We start from the raw sequence: 15,173 nt of genomic DNA, 5'->3' as shown, positions 1-15,173 counted from the left end.
GGTCACGACAGGCCCGGCGGCGGCACGACGTAGCTGGCCGGCTGCTGGCGCCGGATCAGGAGGTTCTTCACCTCCCATTGCACGGCCGCCTCCAGCTCGCGCAGGTAGCGGATGTCGCCGCCGCTTTGCACCGCGATCGGCACGCCGCCTTCGAACAGCAGCCGGTTGCCGGCCAGCCGCGGCACCTTGTCGCCGGGCGTGACGATGCCGGCCAGGTTCAGGGGATCCAGCGCGGAGATGGCGACCCGTTCGCGGCCCGGCGTCTTCGCCGTGCGGCGCAGCGCCGCGGCGGCTTCCGGCAGCGCGAACTGCTCGCCGGAGAAGCCGCTGACGAAGCGGCCGCCGCGCACCTCGCCGCGCGCTTCCAGCCGGCGCAGCACGTAGTACAGCTCGCGCCAGGGCGGCAGGCCTTCCTCGCGTTCCAGCAGCTTGCGGAACAGCACGCCATAGCGGCGCAGCAGCACGCGGGCGATGTGCTCCACGTGGGGCGCCGCCAGCGCGCCGGGCGCTTGCGCCGGTGCGCGCGCACGGCGCGTGAGCGACCAGCGGCCGGCATCGTCCATCGGGTCGTGCGCGCCCCGCTTGCGGCGCAATTTGTTGCGCTTGTCCTCTGGCATCACGAGCGCACGCAGGCCGGCGAAGGAGTCGCAGGTCACCAGGCCGTGCGCCACCAGTTCGGCCAGCGCCTGTTCGGCCTGCGTGCCCAGCAGCCGCGCGTCGCGCTGCAGGTCGGCGAAGAAGCTCGCGCCGTGGGTGCGCAGCACCTCCAGCACTTCGCGCGCCTTGCCGGAGAGCGCCGCGTCGTCATCGCTCGCCGTGCCGGCGGCCTGCTGCCAGTGGGCGAGGGCCTCGCGCTCGCACAGGAGCACCGGCGTGCCGCGGATCGGCCCGGTCTTGCGGGCCGCCGCATCGCCCGGCTCGGTCGGGCGCCACCACGCCACGCGGCCCACGGCGCACAGCTTGTCCAGCATGGGCGGCAGGTAGTCGGCGACGCGCGCCGACAGCAGGTCTTCCTCCCAGGCCGCCGCCGGCGCAGCGTGGCCTTCGAGCTGGCGCAGCACGTCGGCCAGGCCGCCTTCGCCCTGCCGGCGCTCGTCGCCCTCGCTGGTGGCCAGCTGGTGCCATCGGAACAGGAAGCGCATGAACTGGGCCGGCGGCACCGGCTGGAACTCGGCGCGCAGCTTCTCGCGCGTGCCGCGGTGGATGCGCGCGAGCAGGCGGCGGTCGCACCATTCGTCCGCGCCGGGGGCGCCGAAGGCCCCGCGCATCACGGCGCCTTGCGCTTCCAGCTGCAGCAGGGCCGCCAGCAACGCATTGCCGTCGATGCCGAGCGGCGCGCCCAGCTCGGCGGCGGTGACGGGGCCGAGCAGCTCCAACCGTCCCCGGAGGATTTCGCGCAGCGCGTCCTCGCTTGCGGGCCGTTGCGTGGCGATCGGCGCGATCGCCGGCGCCGCGTGGGGGAACAGGGCCAGCCACTCGTGCAGGCGCTCCGCCGCCACCCACACGGTGTCGCCGCCCGGCGTGGCGATGCGCGCGATGCGCCGCTGCCGCACCAGCACCTCGGTGAATTCGGGGAAGGGCGCCTCGGCGGACGTGAGGAAGCCGTGCACCACCAGCGCGTCGTGCAGTTCCTCGGCGTCGCGGATCTCGGGCCAGGCGTCCTCGCGCACCTGCGCGATCACCTGCGGATCCAGCCGGCCGACGTCCTGCACCGTCTGCAGCTCGGTGAAGGGCCGCATGCTGACGGCCTTGGTGCGCCGCTCCTCCGCCGCGCCGTCGTCCAGGAAGGCATAGGGGCGGGCGTTGAGGATCGCGTGCGACAGCGGCGAGGGCGTCGGCAGGTCGAGCGCGGTGATCCGCACCTCGCCGCGCTCGATGCCCTGGAGCAGGCGCACGAAGCCGTCGACGTCCATGGTCTCGTGCAGGCAGTCGTGCAGCGTCTGCGCCACCAGCGGGTGCTCGGGGATCTCGCGTTCGCCGGCCAGGTTCTCCGCGCACGCGAGCTGGTCGGGGAAGACCACCGTGAGCAGGTCCTCGGCGTCGCTGCGCTGGAACTGCGGCGGCACCTTGCGGCCGCCGTTCATGCGGCGCACGGCCAGCGAGGCGGTGGCGTTCCAGCGCCAGCGGGTGCCGAACATGGGCGCATCCAGCAGCGCCTGCACCAGCACGTCGCGCGCGGTGGCCGATTTCAGGTAGTGCCGCACCTCGTCGAGCGCGAAGCTGTGCGTCGGCCCGAGCGACAGCACGATGCTGTCTTCCAGCGCGCTCGCTTGCAGCTCGAAATTGAACTTGCGGCACATGCGCTTGCGCAGCGCCAGGCCCCAGGCGCGGTTGATGCGCGAGCCGTAGGGCGAATGGATCACCAGGTGCGTGTCGCCCACCTCGTCGAAGAAGCGCTCGAACACGATATGGCGGCGGCTGGGCAGCACGCCGAGCGCTGCGCGCGAGGCCGCCAGGTACAGCGCGAGCTGGTGCGCCGCGGCCTCGGGCAGGTGCAGCGCCTCGCGCAGCCAGCGCTGGCAGGCCGCCACGCCGTCCTCCAGCACGGTATCGGCGGTCTCGCAGATGCGCGACACCGCCTCGCACAGTTCGTCGGTGCGGCCCAGGCTCTCGCCGAGCCAGAAGGGCATCGTGGGCGGCTGGCCCTTCGCGTCCTCCACCATCACCTTGCCGGTCTCCACCTTGGCGATGCGGTAGGAGGTGTTGCCCAGCTGGAAGATGTCGCCGGGCAGGCTCTCGAAGGCGAAGTCCTCGTTCAAGGTGCCGACGCGGTGGCCTTCGGGCAGCAGCACCACCTCGTAGTCGAACTGGTCGGGGATCACGCCCGCGTTGGTGACGGCGGCCATGCGCGCGCCGCGGCGGGCGCGCAGCATGCGGTTGACGGCGTCGTAGTGCAGGTAGGCACCGCGGCGGCCGCGGCGCGTGGTGTAACCGTCGGCGAGCATCTGCACCACCTGCTCGAATTCGTTCAGGGTGAGCTCGCGGTAGGGTTGCGCGCGGCGCAGCACCTCGTACAGCGCATCGAGTTGCCAGTCGCGGCAGGCCGTCTCGGCGATCAGGTGCTGCGCCAGCGCGTCCAGCGGCTGGTCCGGCACGCGGATGCGATCGAGCTCGCCGCGATCCACCGCCGCCAGCAGGGCGGCGCATTCCAGCAGGTCGTCGAGCGCCAGCGGGAACAACCGCCCCTTGGGCACCGCGCCGATGGCGTGGCCGGCCCGGCCGACGCGCTGCAGGAAGGCGTTGATCGCGCGCGGCGAGCCGAGCTGGCAGACCAGGTCGATGTCGCCGATGTCGATGCCCAGTTCCAGCGAGCTGGTGGCGACCAGCGCCTTCAACTCGCCCTGCTTGAGCCGCTGCTCCGCGTGCAGCCGGTGCTCGCGCGCCAGGCTGCCGTGGTGCGCGGTGACGTGCTCCTCGCCGAGGCGTTCGGCGAGATGGCGGGCCACGCGTTCCGCGATGCGGCGCTGGTTGACGAAGATGAGCGTGGTGCGGTGCTGCGCCACCATCTCGGCGAGGCGGTCGTACATCTCGGCCCACACCTCGGTGGGCATCACGGCGCCGAGCGGCGAGCGCGGCATCTCGATCGCGAGGTCGCGGTCGCGCACGTGGCCGGCGTCGATGATCTCCACCGGCGCCTCGCGCGCCCCGACCAGGAAGCGCGCCATGGCGTCCAGCGGCTTCACCGTGGCCGACAGGCCGATGCGCACCGGCGGCTGCGCGCACAGCGCCTCCAGCCGTTCCAGCGACAGCATCAGGTGCGAGCCGCGCTTGCTGCCCGCCACCGCATGCAGCTCGTCGACGATCACGCTCCTGACGGACTGCAGCATCGCGCGGCCCGACTCCGAGCTGAGCAGGATGTAGAGCGACTCGGGCGTGGTCACCAGGATGTGCGGCGGCGCGCGGCGCATGCGCTCGCGCTCCGCGGTCGGCGTGTCGCCGGTGCGCACGGCGGCGCGGATGCCCACCTCCGGCAGGCCCGTGGCGGCGAGCTGCGCGCGGATCCCCGCCAGCGGCTCCTGCAGGTTCTTGCGGATGTCGTTGGACAAGGCCTTCAGCGGCGACACGTACAGCACGTGCACTTCGTCCGGGAGCCCGCGCGCGAGCCCTTCGCGCACGAGTTCGTCGATGGCGGAGAGGAAGGCGGCGAGGGTCTTGCCGGAGCCGGTGGGGGCGGCGATCAGCGCGTGGCGGCGCCGCGAGGTGACGGCCCAGGCCTGCGCCTGGACCTCGGTCGGGCGGCCGAAGCGGCCCTGCAGCCACGCGGCCACGGCCGGATGGAACGGAAGCGGGGACACGGACCTATTGTCGCCGGTGGCCGGTATCATCGTCGGCAGTGTGGCCGGCGCGGCGATGCGGATCCGCCGCCCCGCGCGCCGCGCGCCGACGACCGCTTCCCACCATGCCCTCCCTCGTCCGCGAAGACGAAGTCGAATTCACCGTGATGCGGTCCCAGGGGCCCGGCGGGCAGAACGTCAACAAGGTCTCCACCGCGGTGCAGTTGCGCTTCGACATCCGGGCGTCCTCGCTGGCGCCGGGGACCAAGGAGCGCCTGCTGGCCCTGCCGGGACGGCGCGTCACCAAGGAGGGCGTGCTGGTGCTGAAGGCGCAGACCACCCGCAGCCAGGAGCAGAACAAGGCGCTGGCGCTGGAACGCCTGGAGGAGATCGTGGCCCAGGCAGCGGTCGTGCCGGAAATCCGCCGGCCCACGAAACCGACCTACGGCTCCAGGCAGCGCCGGCTGGAAGGCAAGGCGATCCGCTCGCAGGTGAAGGCCGGGCGCAGCAAGAAGATCGAGGACTGAGCGGCCTTCAGCGCCGCGCGGTTGCGGCGGCCGCGGCCGCCCTGAGCTTGTCCTTCTTGCTGGGCCTGCGGCCCTTGATGCCGCCCGTGCCGGATTCGGCGGGCTGCGCCACTTCCACAGGCTCGAATCCCGCGATCTGCTCGCGCGTCAAGGCCAGGTTCTGCCGCTTCTCGATCAACCGGAAATGCGCCTCGGTGGCGGCGCTGACGAAGCTCACGGCCAGCCCGCTGGCGCCGGCGCGGCCGGTGCGGCCGATGCGGTGCACGTAGTCGTCGGGCGAGCGCGGCAGGTCGTAGTTCACCACGACCTCGAGCCCCGGCACGTCGATGCCGCGCGCGGCGAGGTCGGTGGTGACCAGCACGTCGATGAGGCCGTCCTTGAAGTCCGCCAGCACGCCGCTGCGCTGCGACTGGCTCAGCTCGCCATGCAGCGGCGCGGCGGGGATGCCACGCTCGACCAGCTTGCGCGCCACGTGCTCGGTGGCGTAGCGGGTGGCCACGAACACCAGCACGCTGCGCCAGTCGCCCTCGTGCACCAGGCGGCGCAGCAGCTCGGTGCGCCGCGGCGCGTCGACCGCGATCGCCCGCTGCACGATGGCCGGCCCGGCCCCATCCGGCAAGGAGGCCTCGATGCGCACGGCGTCGTGCAGCAGGCCGTCCGCCAGCTCCTGCACCTGCGGCGGGAAGGTGGCGGAGAACAGCAGGTTCTGGCGCCGCGGCGGCAGCGCCGCGAGCAACCGTTCGCGTTCGGCGGAAAAGCCCAGATCCAGCAGGCGATCGGCCTCGTCCAGCACGAGGGATTCCACGGCATCGAGGCGCAGCGCATTGCGCTCCATCAGGTCCAGCAACCGGCCCGGCGTGGCCACCACGACGTCGGCGCCGCCGCGCAGGCCCATCATCTGCGGATTGACGGAGACGCCGCCATACACGACCGCCATCTTGGGCGGATGCGCCAGCGCGGCGCCCAGGCGGCGGAACACCTCCCCGACCTGTGCCGCCAGTTCGCGCGTGGGCACCAGCACCAGCACGCGCACGCGCCGTGCCCCGTGCGGCTTGCCGGCCGCCAGCCGCTGCAGCAGCGGCAGCGCGAAGGCGGCCGTCTTGCCCGAGCCCGTGGGCGCGAGGCCCAGCAGGTCCTGGCCGCGCAGGAGCGGCGGGATCGCCTCGGCCTGGATGGGGGAGGGCGTGGTGAAGCCCGCCTCCCGGCACGCCTGCGAGAGCGGCGCCGAGAGCCCGAGCGAGGCGAAGGTGGTGCCCGTCATGGCGACCGGTGCAGCCGCGGCGCGGACAGCGCCTGCAGGCTCTCGGTGATCGCGGCATCGACGTCGCGCCACTTCCCCGCCAGTTGCGCGGCGGCCAGCGCCTTCTCGAGCGCGCGCAGGTCGCGCACGCTGGGCGCCACCTTCACCTGCGCGATCGCGGCCGCCGGATTGCCGGCGCGCAGGAGCGCCAGGACCTTGTCAGGCCAGGGGGAGGGACGTGCCAAGTCGGTCTTTCATCGATGCGGTGAAGCCCGCATTGTCCGCCCGCGGGCCCGCGCCGCGCTAAGCTTGCGGTTTTGCAGTACCCAGCGCCTTTCCCCATGCAAGCTCCCGCCACCAATCCCGCCCCCCTGTCGCCCTTCCACCTCGCGTTCCCGGTGCACGACCTCGCCGCCGCGCGCCGCTTCTACGGCGAGCTGCTCGGCTGCCCCGAAGGCCGCAGCTCCGACGAGTGGGTGGACTTCAACTTCTACGGCCACCAGATCGTGGCGCACCTGGCACCGTCGGAGACGGGCGCGGCCCAGCGCAACGCCGTCGACGGCCACGGCGTGCCGGTGCGGCACTTCGGCATCGTGCTGCCGATGGCGGACTGGGAAGCGCTGGCCGCGCGCCTGAAGGCGCAGGGCACCGCATTCGTGATCGAGCCCTACATCCGCTTTGCGGGCCAGCCCGGCGAACAGGCGACGATGTTCTTCCTCGACCCGTCCGGCAACGCCATCGAGGTCAAGGCCTTCGCGGACATCACGCGCCTGTTCGCGAAGTAGGCGTCAGCCCAGCACTTCGTCCCCTTCGCGCCGCAGCACCCTGCGCGCGAAGTAGTGGAAGGTGGCGCCGGTCGCCTTGGGCTTCAGGCGGTAGTCGTGCGCTTCCTTGGCGTATTCGGCGCGGATCGGCTGGATCTCGCCGGCCGACTGCGCCAGCAGCTGCATGCGCGCGGCCCGCTCGATGAAGACGGACAACTGCGCGGCCTCCTCGATGGTGCCAGTGGCCACCAGCTGGCCGTGGTGCGCCAGCAGGATCGCGCGCTTGTCGCCGAGCGCCTCGTGGATCAGGCGGCCTTCCTCGTCGCCGATCGGCACGCCGGGCCATTCCGGCAGCCAGGCGCAGTCCTCGTGGAACATGGTGGTGTCCATGTGCGCCACCTTCAGCGGCTGGCCGATCAGCGACAGCGCCGATGCGTAGGGCGGGTGCGTGTGCACGATCGCGTTGACCTGCGGGCGGTGGCGGTAGATCCACAGGTGGAAGCGGTTCGACGGGTTCACGAAGCCCTCGCCTTCCAGCAGGTTCAGGTCGTCGTCGCACAGCACGATGTTGGACGCGCGGGCCTCGTCGAAGCCGAGGCCGAAGCTGAGCATCCAGTAGGTGCCGGGGCGCGGGCCGCGCGCGGTGATCTGGCCCGCCAGGCCGGACTCGTGCCCTTCCGCCGCCAGGATGCGGCAGGTGAGGGCGACCTTCTGCTGCGCGGACCAGTCCGGGACCTGGAAGAACTTCTCCATGTTCCGGGTGGTCTGCTCGTGGTAGGCCTCCTTGGGCCGGATGACTGCGTTCATTCTTCTTTCCCCAGGGTGGCCTTCAATCGGCCGTGATGCGGGCCTGGCGCGCGACGCCATGCCAGCGCTGGATCTCGCGCTTGACGTACAGGCCCAGCTGCTCGGGCGAGCTGGCCGGAACGGTGGTGCCCTGGACCCACAGGCGCGCCTTGAAGTCGCTGCCGTTGGCGACCTTCAGCACGGCCTGGCTCAACTGCCGCACGATGGCCTTGGGCGTGCCGGCGGGTGCGTACAGGGCGTAGTCGTTGCTCACGGTGAGTTCCGGGTAGCCCAGCTCCGCGATGGTGGGCACGTCCGGGAACAGCGGGCTGCGCTGCGGGCTCGTCACCGCGTACGGGATCACCGCGCCGGACTTCACGTGCGGCTGCAGGGTGATGGCCGTCTCGAACAGGATCGGGATCTCGCCGGCGACGAGCGCCGCCGTGGCCGGGCCGCCGCCGCGGTAGGCGACGTGCTGCAGGTCCAGTTGCGTCGAGCGGCGGAACTGCTCGGCGACCAGGTGGAAGACGGTGCCGTTGCCGGCGGAGCCGTAGTTGGCGAGCTGCGCGTTGCCCTTCCTCGCCGCGGCGATGTAGCTCTTGAGGTCCTTCGCCGGCACCTTGGCGTTGGCCGCGAGCAGCACGGTGGCCGAGGCGACGAGCGAAATCGGTTCGAAGGCCTTTTCGGTGTCGTACGGCAGACGCGTGTAGACGGAGGGATTCACGACGTGGCTGGAAGGCGCGAGCAGCAGCGTGTAGCCGTCGGGGGCCGCCTTGGCCACGATGTCGGTGCCGATGACGCCGCCGGCGCCGCTCTTGTTGTCGACGACGAACTGCCCCTTCATGCTCTCGCCCAGGCGCTGCGCCAGAAGGCGGCCCACCACGTCGGCGCCGCCGCCGGGCGCGAAGGGCACGACCAGCCGCACGGGCTTGGCGGGATAGTTCTCGGCCTGGACGCCGAACGGGGCCAGGAAAGGAACGGCCAACAGCACCGCTGCGGCACGCCGCGAAAAACCACTACGCATGTTCTCGATCTCCCTGATGGGCCCGCCAGGCGGCAGGCGCAGGCCAATCTAGGGGTGCGCAGGCGCGGCGCCCGTCAGGGTTATCGCCAGCGGCAGCCGCGCCGGCGTGACAAGCGCCACGCCCGCAGTGCGCGCCGTCGACATAGGAAAATGAGCGACGCGATCGCGCCGCCCTTTTGCCGTATACGCGCGCGGGCGCCGGGGCCTGCTACTTCACGCCCGCCTTGCGCCGGTTCGCCTCCAGCCGCCGGTCGACGAGGGCGACGATCTGGTCGACCACCGGATGGGTCAGGCCCTTCTGGCGCGCCACGAGTTGCACCAGCTTGTCGGCGCGTTCGATGTAAGGCGCGCCGTTCTGCAGCGCGCGCGCCGCGGAGGACGGGCGCACCAGGCTTTGCGCCGCGGCGGCGTACTTCTCGAACGGCACGAGGTCGGCGGGGCTCGCCCCGATCTTCACGCACAGGTCGAACACGAAGTCGTACACCGACTTGGCCTCGGCGTAGTTCGAATGCACCGCCTCCTGCGCCGTGCGCATGCCGTCCTCGGTGATGCAGCGGTAGTTGCCGGCCAGCAGCATCGACCACTTGGCGAGCGGCACGAAGATCGAATCGGACACCCGCAGCTTCACCGGCAGCTCGATGGGGCCTTCCGGCGCGGCGAAGCGCACGGCCTCGATCTCGGCCTCGAGCCGGCGCAGCAGGGCGGTGTGCACGGGCGAGGCGAAGCGGGCCACCTTGAAGTTGGTCGGCAGCGTGACCTGCAGCACGTTGACCTTCTCCTCGGGCGGGCGCACGGCCTGCGGGTCGGGGCTGCACAGCGTGAGCAGGTCGGGCGTGAAGGCGTCCCACACGCTGGCGTCGGTGAACGCCGGCTTGAGCGCGTTCGCGTCCAGGCCGGGGATGCGCTTGAGGTAGGGCAGCGGCGGCATGTTCATGATCGACATGCAGGGCACGCCGGAGCGGCCCACCGCGGCGAGCAGCTCGCGCACGCCGGGCGAGCGGTACTGCGGCTCCTGCATCGCCAGGCCGACGAGGTCGTAGTCCGCCGGATTCACTTCCGACGTGCCGGCGGCGCGCACCTTGCCGGGCAGCTGGCGCGAGTCGATCACGACGGGCTCGGCGCGCCCGCGGATCGGCATGCGCACGCGGAAGCCCTCGGTGTTGATCAGGTCCGCTTCCGCGGGCAGGCACACGAGCGTCACTTCGTGCCCGGCGAACAGCAGCTTGGAGGCAAGCAGCGAACCGTAGGAGGCGCCGAGGATGAGGATCCTGCAAGGTGCAGACATGGGTGGTCCTTTCGGGAAGAGGTTCAGGGTGGGGGCGGGCGCGGAACCCGGGCGCGAGGGCCCGGGCGCGCCCGGCCACGATCAGGCATTGGCCGTCCGGGCTTCCGCGCGCGCGAACTGGCGGCGCACGAAGCCGATCACCGGCCAGAACAGGAGCACGAGCGCCACGGTGGTGATCGTGCCCACGAGGGGGTTGGACCAGAAGATGGCGAGGCCGCCCTTGGGACCGATCATCGACTGGCGGAACGCCGACTCCATCTTGTCGCCCAGCACCACGGCCAGCACCAGCGGCGCCAGCGGGTAATCGAGCTTCTTGAGGATGTAGCCGATGACGCCGAACAGCGCCATGAACCACACGTCCATCATCGCCCCGTGCACCGAGACCGCGCCGATCGTGCAGACCACGATGATGACGGGCGCGATGATGGAGAACGGGATGCGCAGGATGGCGGCGAACAGCGGCACGGTGGACAGCACGACGAACAGGCCGACGATGTTGCCCAGGTACATGCTGGCGATCAGGCCCCAGACGAAGTCCTTCTGCTCCACGAACAGCAGCGGGCCGGGCTGCAGGCCCCAGATCATCAGGCCCCCCAGCAGCACGGCGGCGGTGGCCGAGCCCGGGATGCCCAGCGACAGCATGGGCAGCAGGGCGGCGGTGCCGGCGGCGTGCGCCGCGGTTTCCGGCGCCACCACGCCTTCGAGCTGGCCCTTGCCGAAGTCGTCGGGGTTCTTCGCGAAGCGCTTGGCGATGCCGTAGCCCATGAACGAAGCCGCGGTGGCACCCCCCGGGGTGATGCCCATCCAGCAGCCGATCACGGAACTGCGGATCAGGGTGAGCCAGTAGCGCGGCAGCTGCTTCCACGTCTGCCACACCACCTTGGCGTTGATCTTGGCGGTCTTGCCTTCGAAGGCGAGGCCTTCTTCCATGGTCACCAGGATTTCGCCGAGCCCGAAGAGGCCGATCACCACCACCAGGAAGTCGACGCCGCGCAGCAGCTCCGACAGGCCGAAGGTCAGGCGCAGCTGGCCGCTGACGGTGTCCATGCCGATGGCCGACAGGCCGAATCCCAGCATCATCGAGATGATGGTCTTCGAGGGCGCCTTCGTGTCCGCGCCGACGAAGCTGCAGAACGTGAGCAGGAACACCGCGAAGAATTCGGGCGGACCGAACTTCAGCGCGAACCTCGAGACCAGCGGCGCCAGGAAGGTGATCAGCAGCACGCCGACGAAGGCGCCGATGAAGGAGCCGGTGAACGAGGCCGTCAAGGCCTCACCGGCCCGTCCCTTCTGCGCCAGCGGATAGCCGTCGAAGGTCGTCGCCACCGCGGAGGTCTCGCCGGGGATGTTGAACAGGATCGAGGTGATCGCGCCGGCGAACAGCGAACCCCAGTAGATGCACGACAGCATGATGATGGCCGACGTGGGGGGCATCGTGAACGTGAGCGGCAGCAGGATCGCCACGCCGTTCGGGCCGCCCAGGCCCGGCAGCACCCCGATCAGGATGCCCAGCACCAGGCCCACGGCCATCATCAGCCAGTTGAAGGGGCTCAGGGCGACCGAAAAGCCCTGCAGCAGCAGTTCCAGGTTTTCCATGACTTCGTCCTTTCGCCTAGAGCCCGAACAGGGCTTCGAGCGGCCCCTTGGGCAGCGGCACCATGAACTGCTTCTCGAACATCCAGAACAGGCAGCCGGCGACGCCGAGGCTCACCAGCCCGACGCTCAGCCAGCTGCGCTTGTCCATCGCGCGCATGAAGATCGCGATGAAGATCGCCGAGGCGACGTAGATGCCGATGAAGTGGATGGCCAGGATGTAGACCAGGGTGGGCACCAGCACCATGAGCACCAGGCGCAACCGGTCCCAGGTGACGAAGACCCGGTGGTCGCGCGACTGGCCGAACAGGCAGCGCACCACCACGTTGGCGGCGGCGATGCACAGGATCGCGCCGACGCGGAACGGGAAGTAGCCGGCCGCGGGGCCGTCCGCCTCCCAGCCGGCGCCGATGCGCCAGCTGTCGACCATCATCACGATGCCGATCAGGATGATCGCCACGCCGGCGATGGCGCCGACGTGGCTGTGGGACAGTCCGCTTGCGCGGAGGCCCACCGTCTTGTTGCTGTCCATGGTTTGCCTCTCGCGCCTGCCTGCCGGTCTACTTCGCCATGAATCCGGCTTCGGTCATCAGCTTGTTGTTGAACGCCTCGTCCTGCTCCAGGAACTTGACGAAGTCCGCACCCGTCACGAAGGATTCCTTGAGCGCCTGGTTGGCGATGTAGTCCTTCCACTCGGGGGTGGCGGTGGCCTTCTTCAGCACGTCGACGTAGTACGCCACCTGGTCCGGCGTGGTGCCGCCGGGCAGGAAGAACGCCCGCAGCATCTGGTAGCTCACGTCCAGCCCCGACTCCTTGCAGGTGGGGATGTCGCTCCAGGCCTGTTCCTTGGTGATCTTCTGGTTGTAGACGATGCGCGTGGGCGAGAGCACGCACAGCGCGCGCACCTGGCCGGCGCGCCACTGGGCGACGTTCTCGCTCGGGTTGTTGACGTTGGACTCGGTGTGCTTGCCCACCAGCTGGGTGGCGGCCTGCCCGCCGCTGGTGTACGGGATGTACGAGAACTTCACGCCGGCGGCCTTCTCGATCGCCACGGTGATGATCTGGTCCTCGCGCTTGCTGCCGGTGCCGCCCATCTTGAAGGCGCCGGGGCCCGCCGTCCTGGCGGCCGCCAGGAAGTCCTTGGGGGTCTTCTCCTTGGCTTCGGAGTTGTTCCACAGCAGGAATTCGTCGAGCGCGACCAGCGCCACCGGGTTGAGGTCCTTCCAGTGGAAGGGCAGCTTGGCGGAGCCCGGCACCGTGTAGATCGCCGAGAAGGCCATCATCAGCTTGTGCGGGTTGCCCTTGGACGCCTTGGTGTCCATCAGCCCCTCGCCGCCGCTGGCGCCGCCCATGTTCAGCACCACGATGGGCTGCTTCATCAGGTGGTGCTTGGTGATGATGGCCTGCAGGGAGCGGACCATCTGGTCGGCCGCGCCGCCGGGACCGGCGGGCACCACGATCTCGACCGGCTTGGTGGGCTCCCATGCGTGCGCCGGCAGGGCGGCGAGCGTGGCGAGGACGGCCGCCGCCACGGGCAGCAGGTTGCGGATCATGTTCGTCATGCAGTTCTCTCCTCTTGGATATCTGGCTGGATGGGTCTTCTCACGCCGCGCGCAGCGGGCCGGACGGCTTGTTCGCGCTGAAATGGTCCATGGCCGCCTGCACGCCGGAGCCGGCGAGCTGCACGCCCGCGAGCTTCAGGCCCATCTCGCAGCCGGCGAGCGTGGCCATCAGCGTGAGGTCGTTGCAGTCGCCCAGGTGGCCGATGCGGAACATCTTTCCCTTGACCTTGCCCAGGCCGGTGCCCAGCGACAGGTCGAAGCGTTCGTAGATCAGCCGGCGCACCGCGTCGGCGTCGACGCCCTTGGGCATGACGACGCCCGTGAGCACGGGGGAGTACACCGCCGGGTCGGCGCACTGGATCGAAAGGCCCCAGGTGCGCACGGCGGTGCGGACCGCCTCGCCCCAGCGCCGGTGGCGCGCGAACACGCCCGGCAGGCCGCCGGTGGCCGCATCGAGCAGCATGTCGCAGGCCTCGGCGAGGCCGTAGAGCAGGTTGGTGTTGGGCGTGTACGGCCAGTAGCCGGTCTTGTTGGTCTCCACGATCTCGTCCCAGGCCCAGAAGGACCGGGGCAGCTTCGCGGCCTTGCTCGCCGCCAGCGCCTTCGGCGACAGCGCGTTGAAGCTGATGCCCGGGGGCAGCATCAGCCCCTTCTGCGAGCCGCTGACCGTGACGTCCACGCCCCACTCGTCGTGGCGGTAGTCGGTGCAGGCCAGGCCCGAGATGGTGTCGACCATCAGCAGCGCGGGATGCCTGGCCGCATCGATGGCGCGGCGCACCGCCGGGATGTCGCTGGTGACGCCGGTGGAGGTTTCGTTGTGCACCACGCAGACGGCGCGGATCTGGTGCGCGGTGTCGGCACGCAGGCGCTCCTCGATCAGGTCCGCCTGCACGCCGTGGCGCCAGCCGGCCGCATCGGGCAGCACGTCGTCGCTGCCGCGGTACGCGAGGAACTCGGGCTGCAGCCCCAGCCGCACCGCCATCTTCTGCCACAGCGTCGCGAAGTGCCCGGTCTCGAACATCAGCACGCGGTCGCCGGGGCTCATGGTGTTGGCGAGTGCCGCTTCCCACGCGCCCGTGCCCGAGGCGGGGTAGATCATCACGGGATGCTTCGTCTGGAAGATCTGCTGGATGCCCGCGAGCACCTTCAGCCCCAGCGCGCCGAACTCGGGGCCGCGATGGTCGATGGTCGGCAGGCTCATCGCCCGCAGGATGCGATCGGGGACCGGCGAGGGCCCCGGGATCTGCAGGAAGTGGCGGCCGGTGGGGTGGAAGTCGAGCGTCAGCATCTCGGGTGGGTCCTCGCTTTGAAGAGCTGATCTGGATTTTTGCATTCAAAATTCATTCAACATTGACCGTGCTCAACGGTTGGCGATCGGCCTCTGTTGCAACTTCCGGCGTGTTGCCCACACACTTCGACATGCTTGCGCACGAGTTGTCCATTCCGCGCTCCGCCCTGCACGAGCAGGTGGCGGATCGGCTGCGCGTCATGCTGGTGGAGGGCGGCATCCCGCCGGGCGCGAAGCTGAACGAGCGCGAACTCGCCGGCGTGCTGCGCGTGTCGCGCACCCCGCTGCGCGAAGCGATCAAGCTGCTGGGCGCCGAGGGCCTGGTCGAACTCGTGCCGAACCGCGGTGCCACGGCGGTGCGGCTGGGCGAAGCCGACGTGCGCCATACCTTCGAAGCGATGGCCGGCCTGGAGGCGCTCTCCGGTGAACTGGCGGCGCAGCGCATCACCGATGCCGAGCTGGCCGCGATCGAGGCGCTGCAGGCGCAGATGCGCGTCGCTTTCGGCCAGCGCGACCTGTCGGCCTATTACCGGCTCAACGCGCAGATCCACCAGGCGATCAACGCCGCGGCCAAGAACCCGGTGCTCGGCACGCTGTACGGGCAGCTCAATGCGCGGCTGCAGGCGCTGCGCTACCGCTCCAACCTGGACGAGGCGAAGTGGAGCCGCGCCGCACAGGAGCACGAGCAGATGATCGAGGCCTTGCGCGCACGCGACGGGCCGCGCATGCGCGACCTCCTGACGTCGCACCTGAACCTCAAGCGCGACGTGGTGCTCGCGAAATTCGCCCAGCAAGGGGACGCCGCCGCACGCCAGGCGTGAGCGCGGCGC

13 protein-coding genes are annotated in these 15,173 nt (G+C 70.6%); 3 read left to right on the top strand and 10 right to left on the bottom strand.

The window, feature by feature from the left end; translation table 11 throughout:
- Nucleotides 1-2: 2 nt before the first annotated feature.
- On the bottom strand, nucleotides 3-4,325 hold the full coding sequence (locus WG923_RS27265) for an Lhr family helicase (protein ID WP_445322987.1): 4,323 nt from the start codon (nucleotides 4,323-4,325) through the stop codon (nucleotides 3-5).
- A 74-nt stretch (nucleotides 4,326-4,399) separates the two neighbouring features.
- On the opposite strand from WG923_RS27265, the gene arfB reads away from it, so the two are divergent.
- Nucleotides 4,400-4,801, top strand: a complete 402-nt coding sequence (gene arfB, locus WG923_RS27260) for an alternative ribosome rescue aminoacyl-tRNA hydrolase ArfB (protein ID WP_340354175.1) — start codon at nucleotides 4,400-4,402, stop codon at nucleotides 4,799-4,801.
- A gap of 7 nt (nucleotides 4,802-4,808) precedes the next feature.
- On the opposite strand, the gene WG923_RS27255 is transcribed toward arfB, so the two are convergent.
- Nucleotides 4,809-6,062, bottom strand: a complete 1,254-nt coding sequence (locus tag WG923_RS27255) for a DEAD/DEAH box helicase (protein ID WP_340354174.1) — start codon at nucleotides 6,060-6,062, stop codon at nucleotides 4,809-4,811.
- Nucleotides 6,059-6,286 carry a hypothetical protein gene (locus WG923_RS27250; protein WP_340354173.1) on the bottom strand — a complete coding sequence of 76 codons (228 nt, stop codon included), beginning with the start codon at nucleotides 6,284-6,286 and terminating at the stop codon, nucleotides 6,059-6,061. The genes WG923_RS27255 and WG923_RS27250 overlap by 4 nt, the downstream gene beginning before the upstream one ends.
- A 96-nt stretch (nucleotides 6,287-6,382) precedes the next feature.
- On the opposite strand from WG923_RS27250, the gene WG923_RS27245 reads away from it, so the two are divergent.
- Nucleotides 6,383-6,826: a VOC family protein gene (locus tag WG923_RS27245; protein ID WP_340354172.1), complete on the top strand. Its 444-nt coding sequence runs from the start codon at nucleotides 6,383-6,385 to the stop codon at nucleotides 6,824-6,826.
- 3 nt (nucleotides 6,827-6,829) lie between these two features.
- Here the strand turns inward: WG923_RS27245 and WG923_RS27240 are convergent, their stop codons facing one another.
- The 7 genes from WG923_RS27240 to WG923_RS27210 form a co-directional block, all read right to left on the bottom strand.
- Nucleotides 6,830-7,612 (bottom strand): aldolase, encoded by a 783-nt coding sequence (locus WG923_RS27240; RefSeq protein WP_340354171.1) that lies wholly within the window; start codon nucleotides 7,610-7,612, stop codon nucleotides 6,830-6,832.
- Between the two features lie 22 nt (nucleotides 7,613-7,634).
- The gene (locus WG923_RS27235; RefSeq protein ID WP_340354170.1) at nucleotides 7,635-8,576 is read right to left on the bottom strand and encodes a tripartite tricarboxylate transporter substrate binding protein; all 942 of its coding nucleotides are present in this window, start codon (nucleotides 8,574-8,576) and stop codon (nucleotides 7,635-7,637) included.
- Nucleotides 8,577-8,823: 247 nt separating this feature from the next.
- The gene (locus tag WG923_RS27230; protein WP_340354169.1) at nucleotides 8,824-9,900 is read right to left on the bottom strand and encodes a ketopantoate reductase family protein; all 1,077 of its coding nucleotides are present in this window, start codon (nucleotides 9,898-9,900) and stop codon (nucleotides 8,824-8,826) included.
- Between the two features lie 81 nt (nucleotides 9,901-9,981).
- Nucleotides 9,982-11,496: a tripartite tricarboxylate transporter permease gene (locus WG923_RS27225; RefSeq protein ID WP_340354168.1), complete on the bottom strand. Its 1,515-nt coding sequence runs from the start codon at nucleotides 11,494-11,496 to the stop codon at nucleotides 9,982-9,984.
- 16 nt (nucleotides 11,497-11,512) lie between these two features.
- Entirely contained in the window at nucleotides 11,513-12,025 is a 513-nt protein-coding gene (locus WG923_RS27220) for a tripartite tricarboxylate transporter TctB family protein (RefSeq protein ID WP_340354167.1), read from the bottom strand.
- 28 nt (nucleotides 12,026-12,053) lie between these two features.
- A complete protein-coding gene (locus WG923_RS27215; RefSeq protein WP_445322986.1) occupies nucleotides 12,054-13,055 on the bottom strand; it encodes a tripartite tricarboxylate transporter substrate binding protein in 1,002 nt (333 codons plus the stop codon).
- 40 nt (nucleotides 13,056-13,095) lie between these two features.
- The gene (locus WG923_RS27210; protein ID WP_340354166.1) at nucleotides 13,096-14,343 is read right to left on the bottom strand and encodes a pyridoxal-phosphate-dependent aminotransferase family protein; all 1,248 of its coding nucleotides are present in this window, start codon (nucleotides 14,341-14,343) and stop codon (nucleotides 13,096-13,098) included.
- 131 nt (nucleotides 14,344-14,474) lie between these two features.
- On the opposite strand from WG923_RS27210, the gene WG923_RS27205 reads away from it, so the two are divergent.
- Nucleotides 14,475-15,164 (top strand): GntR family transcriptional regulator, encoded by a 690-nt coding sequence (locus WG923_RS27205; protein WP_340354200.1) that lies wholly within the window; start codon nucleotides 14,475-14,477, stop codon nucleotides 15,162-15,164.
- The last annotated feature ends 9 nt before the right edge of the window (nucleotides 15,165-15,173 follow it).

The sequence above is a fragment of the Ramlibacter sp. AN1133 genome, assembly GCF_037890035.1.
GTDB lineage: Bacteria > Pseudomonadota > Gammaproteobacteria > Burkholderiales > Burkholderiaceae_C > Ramlibacter.
Note: the sequence above shows the minus strand (reverse complement) of the source record. Positions and strands in the feature narration are given on the sequence as shown.

Excerpts from the sequence above, each read along its gene's own strand:
- WG923_RS27265 (WP_445322987.1), bottom strand. The coding sequence starts at position 4,325 with ATGATACCGGCCACCGGCGACAATAGGTCCGTGTCCCCGCTTCCGTTC.
- arfB (WP_340354175.1), top strand. The coding sequence starts at position 4,400 with ATGCCCTCCCTCGTCCGCGAAGACGAAGTCGAATTCACCGTGATGCGG.
- WG923_RS27255 (WP_340354174.1), bottom strand. The coding sequence starts at position 6,062 with ATGACGGGCACCACCTTCGCCTCGCTCGGGCTCTCGGCGCCGCTCTCG.
- WG923_RS27245 (WP_340354172.1), top strand. The coding sequence starts at position 6,383 with ATGCAAGCTCCCGCCACCAATCCCGCCCCCCTGTCGCCCTTCCACCTC.
- WG923_RS27240 (WP_340354171.1), bottom strand. The coding sequence starts at position 7,612 with ATGAACGCAGTCATCCGGCCCAAGGAGGCCTACCACGAGCAGACCACC.
- WG923_RS27230 (WP_340354169.1), bottom strand. The coding sequence starts at position 9,900 with ATGTCTGCACCTTGCAGGATCCTCATCCTCGGCGCCTCCTACGGTTCG.
- WG923_RS27225 (WP_340354168.1), bottom strand. The coding sequence starts at position 11,496 with ATGGAAAACCTGGAACTGCTGCTGCAGGGCTTTTCGGTCGCCCTGAGC.
- WG923_RS27220 (WP_340354167.1), bottom strand. The coding sequence starts at position 12,025 with ATGGACAGCAACAAGACGGTGGGCCTCCGCGCAAGCGGACTGTCCCAC.
- WG923_RS27215 (WP_445322986.1), bottom strand. The coding sequence starts at position 13,055 with ATGACGAACATGATCCGCAACCTGCTGCCCGTGGCGGCGGCCGTCCTC.
- WG923_RS27210 (WP_340354166.1), bottom strand. The coding sequence starts at position 14,343 with ATGCTGACGCTCGACTTCCACCCCACCGGCCGCCACTTCCTGCAGATC.
- WG923_RS27205 (WP_340354200.1), top strand. The coding sequence starts at position 14,475 with ATGCTTGCGCACGAGTTGTCCATTCCGCGCTCCGCCCTGCACGAGCAG.